General features: G+C 71.8%; 12 protein-coding genes. 9 read left to right on the top strand and 3 right to left on the bottom strand.

Annotation, left to right across the window (positions count from 1 at the left end; all coding sequences use genetic code 11):
• Positions 1–7: 7 nt before the first annotated feature.
• On the bottom strand, positions 8–2,107 hold the full coding sequence (gene malQ, locus OG758_RS31200) for a 4-alpha-glucanotransferase (protein WP_326712986.1): 2,100 nt from the start codon (positions 2,105–2,107) through the stop codon (positions 8–10).
• Positions 2,108–2,353: a hypothetical protein gene (locus OG758_RS31195; RefSeq protein ID WP_100594170.1), complete on the bottom strand. Its 246-nt coding sequence runs from the start codon at positions 2,351–2,353 to the stop codon at positions 2,108–2,110.
• Between the two features lie 319 nt (positions 2,354–2,672).
• Between OG758_RS31195 and OG758_RS31190 the strand changes: the two genes are divergently transcribed.
• From OG758_RS31190 to OG758_RS31175, 4 genes are all read left to right on the top strand, one after another.
• Positions 2,673–5,648 carry a beta-N-acetylglucosaminidase domain-containing protein gene (locus tag OG758_RS31190; protein WP_326712985.1) on the top strand — a complete coding sequence of 992 codons (2,976 nt, stop codon included), beginning with the start codon at positions 2,673–2,675 and terminating at the stop codon, positions 5,646–5,648.
• A 95-nt stretch (positions 5,649–5,743) separates the two neighbouring features.
• Positions 5,744–6,283, top strand: a complete 540-nt coding sequence (locus tag OG758_RS31185; protein WP_326712984.1) for a PadR family transcriptional regulator — start codon at positions 5,744–5,746, stop codon at positions 6,281–6,283.
• Positions 6,280–7,008, top strand: coding sequence for an ABC transporter ATP-binding protein (locus tag OG758_RS31180; RefSeq protein ID WP_326712983.1), 729 nt, complete (start codon positions 6,280–6,282; stop codon positions 7,006–7,008). Before OG758_RS31185 ends, OG758_RS31180 begins: the two co-directional genes overlap by 4 nt.
• Entirely contained in the window at positions 6,998–8,383 is a 1,386-nt protein-coding gene (locus tag OG758_RS31175; protein ID WP_326712982.1) for an FtsX-like permease family protein, read from the top strand. The genes OG758_RS31180 and OG758_RS31175 overlap by 11 nt, the downstream gene beginning before the upstream one ends.
• A gap of 115 nt (positions 8,384–8,498) precedes the next feature.
• Here the strand turns inward: OG758_RS31175 and OG758_RS31170 are convergent, their stop codons facing one another.
• Positions 8,499–9,560 (bottom strand): mechanosensitive ion channel family protein, encoded by a 1,062-nt coding sequence (locus OG758_RS31170; protein ID WP_326712981.1) that lies wholly within the window; start codon positions 9,558–9,560, stop codon positions 8,499–8,501.
• Between the two features lie 258 nt (positions 9,561–9,818).
• On the opposite strand from OG758_RS31170, the gene OG758_RS31165 reads away from it, so the two are divergent.
• From OG758_RS31165 to OG758_RS31145, 5 genes are all read left to right on the top strand, one after another.
• A complete protein-coding gene (locus OG758_RS31165; protein WP_100594167.1) occupies positions 9,819–10,355 on the top strand; it encodes an HNH endonuclease in 537 nt (178 codons plus the stop codon).
• Positions 10,356–10,571: 216 nt separating this feature from the next.
• Positions 10,572–11,750 carry an ROK family transcriptional regulator gene (locus OG758_RS31160; protein WP_326712980.1) on the top strand — a complete coding sequence of 393 codons (1,179 nt, stop codon included), beginning with the start codon at positions 10,572–10,574 and terminating at the stop codon, positions 11,748–11,750.
• A 69-nt stretch (positions 11,751–11,819) separates the two neighbouring features.
• Positions 11,820–13,157, top strand: coding sequence for an ABC transporter substrate-binding protein (locus tag OG758_RS31155; RefSeq protein WP_326712979.1), 1,338 nt, complete (start codon positions 11,820–11,822; stop codon positions 13,155–13,157).
• A gap of 17 nt (positions 13,158–13,174) precedes the next feature.
• Positions 13,175–14,110 (top strand): carbohydrate ABC transporter permease, encoded by a 936-nt coding sequence (locus OG758_RS31150; RefSeq protein ID WP_326712978.1) that lies wholly within the window; start codon positions 13,175–13,177, stop codon positions 14,108–14,110.
• Positions 14,111–14,115: 5 nt separating this feature from the next.
• Positions 14,116–15,027, top strand: coding sequence for a carbohydrate ABC transporter permease (locus OG758_RS31145; protein ID WP_326712977.1), 912 nt, complete (start codon positions 14,116–14,118; stop codon positions 15,025–15,027).
• Positions 15,028–15,030: the final 3 nt, after the last annotated feature.

Here is a 15,030-nt window from a genome sequence, read left to right as displayed (position 1 = left end):
CGAACACCTAAACGGGCCGCGCGCCCGGGGGTGCCGTAAGGGGCAGTCCGGACCGCAGGACCTCGATCAGCGCGTGCGCCCTCGGCGAGGCCGTGAGCTCCTCGAAGGTGACCGGACGGCCGGTGGCGTCGGCGATCGGGAGCCGCCAGTTCGGGTACTCGTCCCAGGTCCCCGGCAGGTTCTGCGGGCGCCGGTCGCCGACCGCGTCGGGCAGCCAGACACCGACCATGCGGGCCGGGGTGAGCAGCAGGAAGCGGTGGACGGCGCGGATCTCCTCCTCCTCGCTCGGGCCCTGTCCCCCGCCGCCGGGCAGCAGTCCGAGGCGCGCGAACAGGGCGGTCCACTCGGCGACTTCCGCCGTGGCCTCGGCCTGCTCCCGCGCGAGGGGCCGCCCGAGGAGGCCGAGGCTGTCGCGCAGCCGCACATGGTCGCCGGTCAGCCGGGCCGCGGTGGACGGCAGGTCATGGGTGGTGGCGGTGGCCACGCAGTCCGTCCGCCACCGCTCCGGCGGCACCGGGCGGCCCGTACCGTCCCAGTCCCGCTCGAACCACAGCACGGACGTGCCGAGCACCCCGCGCGCGTCCAGTGCCTCTCGGACGCCGGGCTCGACCGTGCCGAGGTCCTCGCCTATCACCAGGGCGTCGGCGCGGTCGGCCTCCAGGGCGAGTACGGCGAGCATCGCCTCCGCGTCGTAGCGGACGTACGCGCCCTCGGTCGGCGGCTGCCCGGCCGGCACCCACCACAGCCGGAACAGGCCCATGACGTGGTCGATGCGGACCGCCCCCGCGTGGGCGAGCAGGCCGCGCAGGAGCGCGCGGTACGGGGCGTAGCCGACGGCGGCGAGCCGGTCGGGGCGCCAGGGCGGCAGACCCCAGTCCTGGCCGCGGGAGTTGAAGGCGTCCGGGGGCGCGCCGACGGACATGCCCGCGGCGAAGACGTGCTGCTGGGCCCAGGCGTCGGCACCTTCCGGGTGTACGCCCACGGCCAGGTCGTGGACGAGTCCGACGGGCATGCCCGCGTCGCGCGCGGAGCGCTGGGCGGTGGCCAGTTGGGCGTCCGTGAGCCAGGCGAGGTGGCTGTGGAAGTCGACGCGGTCCATCAACTCGGCGCGGGCTTCGGCGGTTTCGCGCGATCCCGGGTCGCGCAGGGGCTCGGGCCAGGTGTGCCAGTCGGGGCCGTGCCGCTCGGCGAGCGCGTACCAGGTGGCGTGGTGGTCCAGGTCCGCGCCCTGCTCGGCGAGGAAGTCCCAGTAGGCGGCGCGGCGGCCGGGGCCGAGCGGGACACGCAGGACGTGGTCGAGGGCGCGGCGCTTGAGGTCCCACACGGCGTCGCGGTCGATCAGTGCGCCCTTGTGCAGGACGCCGTCGCGCAGCCGGGCGGCCTCCGTGAGCAGCTCGCGCACACGGTCGCGGTCGGCGTCGGGCAGATAGGCGTACTCGGGGATGTCCTCGACGCGCAGGTGCACCGGGTCGGGGAAGCGGCGCGACGACGGGCGGTACGGGGAGGGGTCCGAGGGTCCTTCGCCGCGGGGTACGGCCGCGTGCAGCGGGTTGACCTGCACGAACCCGGCGCCGGCGGTACGGCCCGCCCAGGCCGCGAGGTCGGCCAGGTCACCGAGGTCGCCCATGCCCCAGGACTTCGCCGACAGGAGGGAGTAGAGCTGCACGAGCAGCCCGTACGTGCGCTCGCCCGGGGTGCGCACGCGCGGCGGGGCGACGATCAGGTGGGCGTCGGCCGCGGTGCCGTCGGGGGCGGTGGCGCGCAGCCGGTGGACGCCGAGGGGAGCGGACCGGGACGGTCGCCAGCCGTCGACGCGTTCACCCTGTTCGGTGGCCAGCTGGAGCCTCACGCCTTCGGGTAGTTCCCGCGCCCAGGCCGGGGCGGGTTCACCGGCCCACAGGACGACCGTCGGGGGCAGCAGGCGCGCCGCGTCCTCCGCCTCGCGCGCGGCCAGCGCGTCCCGTACGGACTCCGGGGTGCGCGCGTCGACACCGAGGGCGGCGAGGACGGCGACGAGCGCGGCGTCCGGGGCCTCGACCGTGCGTCCGGGGGACGGCGAGTAGGACGGGGCGACCCCGTGCAGCGCGGCGAGCCGGGCCAGCGTCACCTAGACCCCCGAGGCGTCCAGGCCCGCGACCGGACCCGAGGGGGTCGGCTCGCTCGTGAGGGGCGCTACGTCGATGAGGGCGGGCTCGCTGGTCAGCGGCTCCGTGTCGGCGAGGGGCGGTTCGCTGGTGAGGGGCAGTTCGGCGCCGAACGCGAACTCGTCCGGCAGCGGCAGGGCAGGGGCGGGCAGGATGACGTCCGCCTGTTTGGACAGGGCCGAGAGCAGAAGGTGCGCTGATGCGGCCATGAAGGCCTCCTTTTCGCGGTTCTTCGCGGGTCTTGTCGTCGATCTTTTCGTGGGTGACGGTCTCGGCAGCTCTACCCAGCGAGCGCGGCCGCAGACATGAACGGCCCGACAACGTGTTACTGGTCACATTCTGTTCCATGGGCGGGACTCGGCCGGTGAGCGGCGCGAATCACCCCCTCTCGCCACTCCCGGCCGGGCAATTGCGGCACAACGGCCACTCCCGTTGACACTCCGACCCGGTCAGTGGTGGGCTCGGTTGCCATCCTGGGACACCTATGACCGGTCCCATCACCGAGCCGAGACCAACGAGGAGTGAGCCGTGCAGCTCCGGCGCCACAGGAAGGGGGCGGCTGCGATCGCTGTCGCCGTCATCGCCAGTGCGCTCGGGGGAGCCTCCGGAGCGGTGGCGGCCCCTCCCGGTCACCCGCTCTCCACGGGTGACCGGGACAGCGAGACAGGGACGCCCGCGGTGTGGCCCCGGCCGCAGTCGCTGCGTACCGCCTCCGGCGCGGAGTCCGTGACCGTGACCGACGAGGTCGTCCTCGTCACCGGCCGGGGCGCCGACCGGTACGCGGTGGAGGCGCTGCGCACCGTGCTGCGCGGGGCGGGAGCCCGGCACATCACCGAGGCCGACGACGAGAGCTCCCTGCCCGCGGCTCCCGCGCTCGTGGTGCGGATCGGCTCCGTGGCCGCCGGGACCGCGGCCGGTGACGGCTGGGGGGCGGCCGACGCGCGCCCGGGCCGGGGACAGGGTCTTGAGACGGCGCTCGGCGCTCTCGGGGCGTCGGCCCGCAAGGACCTGCCGTCCGGCGGGTACCGGCTCGCCGTCGGGCGGACGGACGGCCGGGACACCGTCGCCATGGAAGGCGTCGGCGACGACGGCCTGTTCCACGCCGTGCAGACGTTCCGGCAGCTGGTGAGCGGGCACAAGGTCGCCGGGGTCGTCGTGCGCGACTGGCCGGGTACGGCCGTGCGCGGCATGACGGAGGGGTTCTACGGGACCCCGTGGACCCGTGAACAACGCCTCGACCAGCTGGACTTCATGGGGCACACCAAGCAGAACCGCTATCTGTACGCGCCGGGCGACGACCTGTACCGGCAGGCGCGGTGGCGCGAGACGTATCCGGCCGCCCAGCGCGCGGACTTCCGGGCGCTTGCCGAGCGGGCGCGCGCCAACCACGTGACGCTGAGCTGGGCCGTGGCGCCCGGGCAGGCGATGTGCATGTCGTCGGACGACGACGTCAGGGCCCTGAACCGCAAGCTGGACGCCATGTGGGCGCTCGGTGTGCGGGCGTTCCAGCTGCAGTTCCAGGACGTGTCGTACAGCGAGTGGCACTGCGAGGCGGACGCGAGGACGTTCGGCTCGGGGCCGAAGGCGGCGGCGCGGGCGCAGGCGCGCGTGGCGAACGCGGTGGCGCGGCACCTCGCGGCGCGGCACCCGGGTGCGGGGCCGCTGTCGCTGATGCCGACGGAGTTCTACCAGGACGGGTCGACGGAGTACCGCGGGGCGCTCGCGGGGCGGCTCGACGACTCCGTCGAGGTGGCGTGGACGGGCGTCGGCGTGGTCCCGCGCACGATCACCGGGCGCGAACTGGCGGGCGCACGGGCCGCGTTCGGGTCCGCGCACGACCTCGTCACGATGGACAACTACCCGGTCAACGACTACGCGCAGGACCGCATCTTCCTCGGGCCCTACACGGGCCGTGAGCCCGCCGTGGCGACGGGTTCGGCGGCGCTGCTCGCCAACGCGATGGAGCAGCCCGCGGCCTCCCGCATCCCGCTGTTCACGGCGGCGGACTACGCGTGGAACCCGCGCGACTACCGCCCGCAGGAGTCCTGGAAGGCCGCGATCGACGACCTGGCGGGCGGTGACGCGCCCACCCGTGAGGCGCTCGGCGCGCTGGCGGGCAACGACGCGTCGTCCGTGCTCGGCGAGGACGAGTCCGCGTATCTGAAGCCGGTCGTCTCCGGCTTCTGGGACTCCCGTACGACGCTGGTCACCGACCGCGCGCGGTACGAGGCGGCGGCGAAGAAGCTGCGGGCCGCGTTCACCGTGATGCGGCGGACGCCGGAGCGGCTCAGGTCTACGCCGGTGGACGCCGAAGTGCGGCCCTGGAGCGACCAGTTGGCACGCTACGGGGAGGCCGGGGAGACGGCCGTCGAAATGCTCGACGCGCAGGCCCGCGGTGACGGGGCGGCGGCGTGGCGGGCGGCGCGGCTCCTGGAGCGTCAGCGCGTCGCTCTGGCGTCCCGTCAGGTCACCGTCGGCAAGGGCGTGCTGGACCCGTTCCTCGACCGGGCGCAGAAGGCGTACGCGGCGTGGGCGGGGACCGGTCGCGCCGACGCGACGCGTGACGGAGAGGCGAAGCTGCCGCGGGCGCGGCGGCTCACGGCGGTGACGGTTCTGGCCGACCCCGGCACTCAGGGCACCGTGGAGGTCCATGTGCCGGGCGAGGGCTGGAAGTCGGTGGGCACGCTCACGGACAGCGGGTTCACCGAGCGCAGACCGAAGGGCGTACGGGCGGACGCGATCCGCGTGACCGGCGCCACGAAGGGCGCCGTGCGCCACGTCGTCCCCTGGTACGCGGACTCCCCCGACGCCTCGTTCGAGCTGGCCCGCACGGAGCTGGACGCGGAGATCGGCGGCGGCGCTCGGCGGGTCACGGCACGCCTGACATCGCAGCGGCCGGGCTCCGTGGAGGGGCGCCTTCGCGCGGAAGGCCCGCACGGCATCAAGGTGGCGCTGCCCGCCCAGGCGACGCTCCCGCGCGGCACGCAGGTGAGCGCCCCGGTCGACATCACCGTCCCGGACGGCACCCCGGCGGGCACGTACGACGTCCCGGTCAGCTTCGCCGGCACGACGCGCACGGTGTCGGTCCGGGCGTATCCCCGTACGGCGGGCCCGGACCTGGTCCGTGAGGGCAGTCCCTCGTCCTCGGCCGACGAGACCGCGGACTTCCCGGCGTCCGCCGCCGGGGACGGCGACCCGGAGACCCGCTGGTCGTCCCCCGCCGAGGACGGCGCCTGGTGGCAGGTCGAACTGGCGAAGCCGGTACGGCTGGGCCAGGTCGTGCTCACCTGGCAGGACGCGTACGCGAAGGGCTACCGGATCCAGACGTCCGCCGACGGGAAGTCGTGGCGCACGGCCGCGACCGTGAAGGACGGCCAAGGGGGCCGCGAGTTGGTCCGCATGGACGCCCGCGACACCCGCTTCGTACGGGTCCAGGGCGACAAGCGTGCCACGCGGTACGGCTATTCGCTGTGGTCGGTGGAGGCGTACGCGGTCGCGGAGTGACGTAAGCGGAATTCCAGTTCTCACTTCTCACCTGCCATCAACCGTTCGCCGCGCCACTATGTACTCAGTACATGTATCGAGTACATACTGAGTCCATGAGCACCCGTCACGTCCTTCTCGGGCTGCTGGCTGGGGGTCCGAGCCATGGCTACGACCTCAAGCGGCGCTACGACGACCGCTTCCCGCAGGCCCGCCCGCTGGCCTACGCGCAGGTCTATACGACCCTGCAACGCCTGGTGCGCGACGGCCTCGCCACCGTCGAGGGCACCGAGTCCGACGGCGGCCCCGAACGCACGCTGTACCGGTCCACGGCCGAAGGAGCGAGTGAACTCGTCCGGTGGGCAGGGGAGATCACGCCCCCCGCACCCTTCGTGACCAACGAGATCTTCGCCAAGGTCGTCGTGTCGATCCTGGTCGACGATGCCGTGGAGCCGGCCGCCGTGCTGCGGGAGCAGCGGGCCGCCCACATGGCGCGGATGCGTGAACTCACCGCCGTCAAGACCGGCCCCGGCGCCGATCTCACCACCGTCCTCTCCGCCGACTACGCCCTCGCCCACCTCGACGCCGATCTGCGCTGGATGAACACCACCGCGGCCCGGCTCTCCACCCTGACCGCGGAGGTCACCGCAGCATGAGCACGCAAGCACGCGAAGTCCCGGCCGGAGCGCCCCTGCTGGCCGCCCGGGGCCTGGTGAAGTCGTACGGCAGGACCGAGGCGCTGCGCGGCGCCGCGCTCGACCTGTACGCGGGCGAGATCCTCGCCGTCTCCGGCGCCAGCGGCAGCGGAAAGTCGACGCTGCTGCACTGCCTGTCCGGGATCGTGCGGCCGGACGCGGGGTCGGTGTCCTACGGACGCGAGCAGCTCGACCGGCTTCCGGAGGAGCGGCTGAGCGAGCTGCGGCGCACCGACTTCGGCGTGGTCTTCCAGTTCGGCCAGCTCATCCCGGAACTGCCGGTGATCGACAACGTGGCGCTGCCGCTGCTGCTCGCGGGCGTCCCGCGCGCGGAGGCCCACGCCCGGGCAGACGCCTGGCTCGAACGGTTCGGCGTGCGCGGACAGCGCGAGCTGCGCCCCGGCGAGATGAGCGGCGGGCAGGTCCAACGAGCCGCTCTGGCCCGCGCGTTGGTCACCGGCCCGCGCGTCGTCTTCGCCGACGAGCCGACCGGGGCGCTCGACTCCCTGGGTGGCGAACAGGTCATGACGGCCCTCGCACACGCGGCCCGCGAGACCCACACCGCGGTCGTCCTCATCACCCACGACGCGCAGGTCGCCGCGTACGCCGACCGCGAGGTGCGGCTGCACGACGGCACGGTCCAGGAGAGCCCGGTGCTCCCCCAGGCGGTGCCCCATGACCACTGACGTCGCTACCCGCGCCGGCACCCGGCCCTCCGTCCGCACCGACACCCGGCTCGCCTGGACCCTGGTCACCGGCTCCGACCGCCGCGAGCGGTGGCGGCTGGCGCTCACCGCGTTCGGGGCGGCGCTCGCCACGGGATTCTGCCTCGGCGCAGCCGCCCTCGCCGCCCTCACCGGCCACCAGGTGTCCGCCCCGTACGGGAACGGTCTGCTCGACGAGCCGGGCACGCGGCAGGGCGTGGTCGTCGCTCTGCTGCTGCTCCTCGTGCCCGTGGCCGGGCTGCTCGGGCAGTGCGCCCGCGTCGGCGCGGTGCACCGGGACCGCAGGCTCGCCGCGCTGCGGCTCGCCGGGGCCGGGCCGCGTCAGGTGCGGCGGATCGCGGCGCTGGAGTCGGGGCTCGCGTGCCTCGCCGGTTCCGTCCTCGCGCTGATCGCGTTCGGGGCGATGCTCGCCACGACGGGGTATCCCGTGCCGCTCGCCTGGGCCGGTTTCGTGGCCCTGGCCCTCGCGGTGCCGGCCGCGGGCGCGGGGGTGAGCGTGTTCGCGCTGCGCCACGTGGTGGCGTCGCCGCTCGGTCAGGTGCGCCGGGTCACGGCCGACCACGGGCCCGGCTTCCTCGTCGGCCTGATCGTGCCGGTACTGCTCGTCGTGGCCGGCTCGGCGCTGCTCGCCCTGCGCGGCACCCGCGACATCGCGGCCGCACCCCTGCTGGTGTGCGCGGTGGTCGTCGTGACCGGGGCGGGTTCGGTGTGGGTGGCCGGGGCCTCGTCCCGTCTGATCGGCGCGCGCCTCGCGGGCCGCGCCACCCGTCCCGCCGTGCTCATCGCGGCGCACCGGCTCCGCCAGGACGCGTGGGCCGCCGCCCGCACGCACGCGGCCCTGCTCCTCGCTACCGTCGTGGGCGTCGCGTTCGTCGGGGTCCGGGAGGTCCTGCTCGACACACTGCACCGCTCGCAGCGCGAGGGCCACCTGGGCATGGACATCAGCTACTACACCTTCGGCATCGACCTCGTCGGCGGCGCCGTGCTCGTCGCTCTCGCGATCAGTCTCTTCAGCCTCGCCGTGGGCACCGCCGAGTCGGTGGCGACCCGCCGCCGCACCCTCGCCGCCCAGGCCGCGTCCGGGGTCCCGTACGGGGTCCTGGCGCGCACACTGCTCCTGGAGACCGCGCTGCCGCTGGCACCGGCCGTCGCCCTCGCGACACTCGGCGGCACGGCCGTCCATCTCGCGTACGCCTCCGCCGTCGGCGCGGCGGCTCCGGTGGTCATGCCGCTCCTGGTCCCGCCTGCGGTCTACGCCGCCTGCCTCGCGGCCACCGCCACCTCACTGCCGCTGCTGCGACGCTCGGTCCATCCGTCGGAGCTGCGGGCCGGCTGACGCGCGCCCGCGCGGGGCAGGGGCGGTATCGGGGAAAGAAGAAGGAGGGGCGCCGTCAGGAACCATGGTTCCTGACGGCGCCCCTCCTGACGTACGGCTCCGGCCGTCGCTTCGCCTACTTCGCCAGGTTCGGCGGCGTGATCGGGGAGGCCGCGAGGGACTGCGGGGAGGTGCTCGACGCGTAGGCGGACGGTGCCGCGACGCCGGCCGTCGGGTCGGCGGCGGGCTCGCCGTCGGCCTGTGCGGGCACGCCGCCCACGATGCGGATCCCGGCCTCGTCGAAGGCCTGCTTGATACGCCAGCGCAGCTCGCGCTCCACCGTGAGTGCCTTGCCGGGCATGGTCTTCGCCGAGACGCGCACGACCATGGAGTCGAGGAGCACGCTGTCCAGGCCGAGGACCTCGACCGGGCCCCACAGCATCTCGTTCCAGGGCTCGTCCTTGCTCATGGCGAGGCCGGCCTCGGCCAGGGTCTCCTTGACCTTGACCAGGTCCTCGTCCGAGCGGACGGTCACGTCGACGCCCGCGGTGGACCAGCCCTGCGAGAGGTTGCCGATGCGCTTGACCTCACCGTTGCGGACGTACCAGATCTCGCCGTCGGCGCCCCGCAGCTTGGTGACGCGCAGGCCGACCTCGATCACCTCGCCGGAGGCGATGCCCGCGTCGATGCTGTCCCCGACGCCGTACTGGTCCTCCAGGATCATGAAGACGCCGGACAGGAAGTCCGTGACGAGGTTGCGGGCGCCGAAGCCGATCGCCACACCCGCGACGCCCGCCGAGGCGAGCAGCGGGGCCAGATTGATCTGGAACGTGCCGAGGATCATCAGGGCGGCTGTGCCGAGGATCACGAAAGAGGCGACCGAGCGCAGCACGCTGCCGATGGCCTGCGAGCGCTGCCGGCGGCGCTCCACATTGACCAGGAGTCCCCCGAGCGCCGTGCCGTCGACGGCCTGCGCCGTGCGGTTCATGCGCTCTATGAGCTTGGTGATGGCACGCCGGATGGCCACTCTCAGGACCGCGGCGATGACGACGATGAGCAAGATGCGCAGGCCGATACCCAGCCAGGTGGACCAGTTCTGGCCGACCCAGCTGGCGGCGTTGGTGGCCTGCTCCTGGGCGTCCTTGAGTGTGGTCGGGTCCGAGGACGGGTCGGACGCCGACAGGACGGACAAGATCACGGCTGAAACCTCCAGGCATAGCGGCCGCCCGTGAAAGCGAAGTTACGGGCAGACCCACCACACTAACGGGGCATTGTGGGTGGATCGTTGTCTTGTTCGAGGGAGAGACAGTCCTCACCTGGGGATGAAGGGCGTGTGGTCGAAAACACTCCCAGCCCGTTACCGGGACATGGTGGCGCTTGTGCAGGCCATGAGGGGAAACTGACTACAGATCGTCCCGGCGCGAGCCACGCGCCGCCGGCGTACAAGGAGGCATCCGTGCCGCATGTCCTGGTCCTCAACGCGTCGTACGAGCCACTCGGCGTCGTACCGCTCCGCCGCGCGCTCGTTCTGGTCCTCGAGAACAAGGCCATGTGCCTCGAGGAGTCCGGCGCCTATATGCACAGCGCAACCTGTACCGTCCCCGCACCCAGCGTGGTCCGCCTCAAGCGGTTCGTCCGGGTCCCTTACAGGGGGCCCGTTCCTCTGACCCGGCGGGCGCTGTTCGCCAGGGACGGCGGGCGGTGCATGTACTGCGGTGGCGTCGCAACCAGCGTCGACCACGTCATCCCCAAGAGCCGCGGCGGCCAGCACGCGTGGGAGAACGTGGTCGCGTCCTGCCGCCGCTGCAACCACGTCAAGGCCGACCGTCACCTGGTCGAGATCGGCTGGCGCCTGCGGCACAAGCCGGCCCCTCCGACCGGGCTCGCCTGGCGCATCATCGGGACCGGGCATAGGGATCCGCGCTGGCTGCCGTACTTGCAGCCGTTCGGCGCGGACGAGGCACTGGCCCGGATCGAAGGCATTTCCGCCTGACAACGATCCGGGTCTTCTGCGTTTGCGGGCTCGCGTCATCAGGTGGCCGTACGTCTCCCGGCGTACGGCCACCACGCTTGCCCGGCGGCCCGGACGGAATGGGTAACGACTTGGTTGCCCGACGGCCGTCGGCTATTGACGCCCCCTTCACCCACGGCTTACGTTCCTCGCACATCAATAGGAAACCTTCCTAACAGTACTGCGAGGAGACAGGTCATGGCCGGTACGGCCCCGGGAACCCCCGGTACCCCGAGCGTCCTGCGCGCCATGAACGACCGCGCGGCCCTCGATCTCCTCGTCGCTCACGGCCCGCTGACCCGCACCCGGATCGGAGAGCTGACCGGCCTGTCCAAGCCCACCACCTCCCAGCTGCTCAGCCGGCTGGAAGCGGTGGGCCTGGTGCGCACCACGGGCAGCCAGACCGGCCGGCCCGGGCCGGCCGCCGTGCTGTACGAGATCCACCCCGGTGCCGCCCACATCGTGGCCGTCTCCGCGGACCCCACCGGGATCACCGCCGTGGTCGCCGATATCGCCGGCGCCGAGCGCGGCCGCTGCCGTATCGAGGCCGTCGCCGTCGCCGACGACGTGCGCAACCGCACCGCCCAGCTCGTCGCCGAGGCCTTCGACGGCGCCCTGCGGCGGGCCGGGCTCGGCCACGACGACATCACGGCCACCGTGATCGGCACCCCCGGCGCCATCGACCCGCACACCGGCCAGCTCCGGTACGCCCCGCACCTGCCCGGCTGGCACTCGCGCACCCTGCTCGCCGAGCTCGCCGAGGTCCTCGGCACCCCGGTCTCCATCGAGAACGACGTCAATCTCGCCGCCATCGCCGAGCAGTACGAGGGCGCGGCGCAGGACCACGACGACTTCGTGCTGGCCTATGTCGACGAGGGTGTCGGCGCGGCGATCGTGCTCGGCGGCGTGCTCCTGCGGGGCGCGACCGGCGGCGCGGGCGAGATCGGCTACATGCCGCTGCCCGGCGCCCCGCTGGCGCGTGGCGGCGAGGAGGAGATCGCCGGTGAGGACGCGGGGGGCGGCTTCCAGAGTCTGGTCGCCGCGCCCGCCGTGCGACTGCTCGCCGGGGGCGCCAAGGACCTGGGCGAGGCTCTCGCCGACCCCGCCGTGCTCGACGAGGTGGCCCGCCGCCTGGCCACCGGGCTCGCCGCCGTCGTCGCCGTCGTCGACCCCGAGCTCGTCGTCCTGTCGGGACAGGTGGCCCAGGCCGGCGGCGAGGCGCTGCGCGTCCGCGTCGAGGACGAACTCACCGGGCTCGCCCTGCCGCGGCCCCAACTGCGTATCAGCGATCTCGACGACGACCCGATCCTCACCGGCGCCCTGCGCTCGGCGCTGACCCAGGCCCGCGACATCGTCTTCGACACCAGCAACGTCTGATCCCGCTCCGCCCCCTCCCCCACCTTTCGTCACTTCCTCCAACCCCCGTACAGGTAAAGGACGTTCGCCATGCCGCGATGGCGTGTAACTCTGCGCGCGCCCGTAGCGCTCGCCGCGGCCGGACTGCTGCTGTCCGGCTGCGCCAACCCGAGTGTCGGCAGCGCCGACGACGACCCGACGAAGCCCGTGACACTGAAGTTCTGGCACGGCTGGTCGGCCCCCGGCGAGGTGAAGGCGATCAACGACTCGATCGCCCGCTTCGAGAAGCTCCACCCGAACATCAAGGTGAAGGCCACCGGGAACGTCACGGACGCCACCATCAACCAGGCACTGCGGGCCGGTGGCGACGAGGCCCCCGACGTGGTGACCTCGTTCACCACCAACAACGTGGGCCAGTACTGCGACTCCGGCATGTGGGCGGACCTCGACCCGTTCATGAGGAAGAGCGGCCTCGATAAGACGAAGGTCTTCCCCAAGACCCTCCTGGACTACACGAGTTATGACGGCAACCAGTGCGCCCTGCCGCTGCTCGCCGACGCGTACGGGATGTACTACAACAAGGACGCGTTCAAGGAGGCGGGCATCAGCCGGCCGCCGCGGACCATGTCCGAGTTCGAAGCCGACGCCAAGAAGCTCACGAACCGTGCGGGCAACTCCTACAAGCGCGTCGGCTTCATGCCGAACTTCCGCCTGTACCAGAACAGCCCCGACCGGCTCTTCGCCCAGTGGGGTCCCACCTACTTCGACGCCAAGGGCGACTCGCGGCTCGCGAAGGACCCGGCGACGTACAAGTTCTTCGACACCGCCCACAAGCTCGTCGAAGCGCAGGGCGGCTACAACGCCCTGGAGCGCTTCCGCACGTCCTTCGGTGACGAGATGTCCACGCAGAACGCGTTCATGAACGGCAAGCTGGCGATGCACCTCGACGGCGAGTGGCGCGGCCTGATGATGAACGAGGCCAAGGTCGGCTTCGACTGGGGTGTGGCACCGCTGCCGGTCCCCGACGACCAGGCCGAGACGTACGGGCGCGGCTATCTCACCGGCACCGTCGCGGGCATCGCGCACAGCAGCAGGCACCAGAACGCGGCCTGGGAGCTGGTGAGGTTCCTGACCGCCGACACCGATCAGGTCGTCAGTTTCGCCAACGCGATACACAACGTGCCGTCCACGTTCGCCGCACTCAAGTCGCCGAAGCTGGACACCGATCCGACGTTCCGCACCTTCCTGGACATCGCGCAGAACAAGTACAGCCAGGTCATGCCGCCCTCCACCAACGGCGGCATGTACGTCACCTCGCTGCAGGACTTCTCGTACTCGGTCGAGGCGGGCAAGGTCCACGACCTCAAGAAGGGGCTGCGCGAGCTCGACCGGCAGATCGACGCCGACACCCTTCAGTCGAAGAGCTGAGGAGCGGGAGCCCCATCATGGCCTTGACACTGTCCAATCCCGCGCGGCGCAGACTGCGTACGCTCGGCTTCCTCTCCCCCTGGCTGATCGGCTTCAGCGCCTTCTTCGCGTACCCGCTGATCGCCACCGTCTACTTCTCGTTCATGCACTACAACCAGATCCAGAAGCCCGACTTCGTGGGGCTGCGGAACTGGAAGTACGTCTTCGAACAGATGCCGCTGTTCGGCCCCGCCCTGTGGAACACGCTGTGGCTGGTCGTCGTGATGGTGGCTCTGCGGGTGGTGTTCGGGCTCTCGCTCGGACTGCTCATCACGAAGATCAAGACCGGCGCCGGCTTCTTCCGTACGGCCTTCTACCTGCCGTACCTGGCACCGCCGGTGGCGGCGACCGTCGCCTTCGTCTTCCTGCTCAACCCGTCGACGGGACCGGTCAACGAGGTCCTCGCGCACCTCGGCATCACCGGACCGAACTGGTTCAACGACGCCGCCTGGGCCAAGCCGTCCCTGGTGATGCTCTCGCTGTGGGGCATCGGCGACCTGATGGTGATCTTCATGGCCGCACTGCTCGACGTTCCCAGGGAGCAGTACGAGGCCGCGGAGCTGGACGGCGCGGGCGCCTGGTCGAAGTTCCGGTACGTGACCTGGCCGTCGATCACTCCGATCGTCATGTTCGCCGTCGTCACCGGCGTCGTACAGACGATGCAGTACTACACGCAGGCCCTGGTCGCCGGAAAGATCGCCTCCGGCGTCTCCATCGGCCCCGGCAGCGTCATCCAGCCCGGCTACCCGGACCACTCGACGCTCACCGTCCCGCAGCTCGTCTACTCGATGGGCTTCCAGAACTTCAACACCGGCGCGGCGTGCGTCCTCTCGCTCGTACTCTTCGCCATCGCCATGGCCGTGACCATGCTGCTCATGCGCAAGCGCTCGGGTCTGCTCGCGGCGGAGGACTGATCAGGATGACGACTACGACACTCAGCCCCACCCCGGCCGCGGCTCCCGCGGACGCCTCACCCGCGCGTGGCCCCGCGGCGGCACGCGCCCGCCGCAAGCGCGTCCTGCACTGGCTCGCCGTGCACAGCGTCGCGATCGCCGTCGCGCTGCTGTTCATCCTGCCGTTCGTGTTCGTCTTCCTGACGTCGGTGATGAGCGACAGCCAGGCGATGAGCGGCGACCTGTGGCCGGACTCCTGGCACTGGGAGAACTACAAGGCCGTCTTCGAGACCGACGGCTTCCTCGACTGGTGGAAGAACTCCCTGCTCTACGCGGGCCTCGGGACCGTGTTCACCGTGTGCTCGGCGATCCCCGTCGCGTACGCGCTCGCCAAGTTCCGCTTCCGCGGCCGCCGGACGGCGATGATCCTCGTCATCTCGACGATGATGCTGCCGCCGCAGGTCATCGTGATCCCGATGTACCTGGTGTGGGCCCAGCAGTTCCATCTGTCGGGCACGCTGTGGCCACTGATCATCCCGATGGCGTTCGGCGACGCGTACTCGATCTTCCTGCTCCGTCAGTTCCTCCTGACGATCCCGAAGGAGTACATCGAGTCGGCGAAGGTCGACGGCTGCGGTGAACTGCGGACCCTGCTCAAGATCATCGTGCCGATGGCCAAGCCGGGCATCGCCGCGATCGCCCTGTTCCAGTTCTTCTACTGCTGGAACGACTACTTCGGGCCGCAGATCTACGCGGCCCAGAACCCGGCGTCCTGGACGCTGTCGTACGGCCTCGAGTCCTTCAAATCCGCACACAGCGTCAACTGGAACCTGACGATGGCCGCGACACTCCTCGTGATGGCGCCGGTCTGCATCGTCTTCTTCTTCGCACAGAAGGCCTTCGTCGAAGGCGTCACCCTCACCGGAGTAAAGGGCTGAGAA

This window comes from Streptomyces sp. NBC_01474 (genome assembly GCF_035918215.1).
Classification (GTDB): domain Bacteria; phylum Actinomycetota; class Actinomycetes; order Streptomycetales; family Streptomycetaceae; genus Streptomyces; species Streptomyces aureus.
The sequence above is the reverse complement of the archived record's forward strand: the minus strand, read 5'-3'. Positions and strand labels throughout refer to the sequence as shown.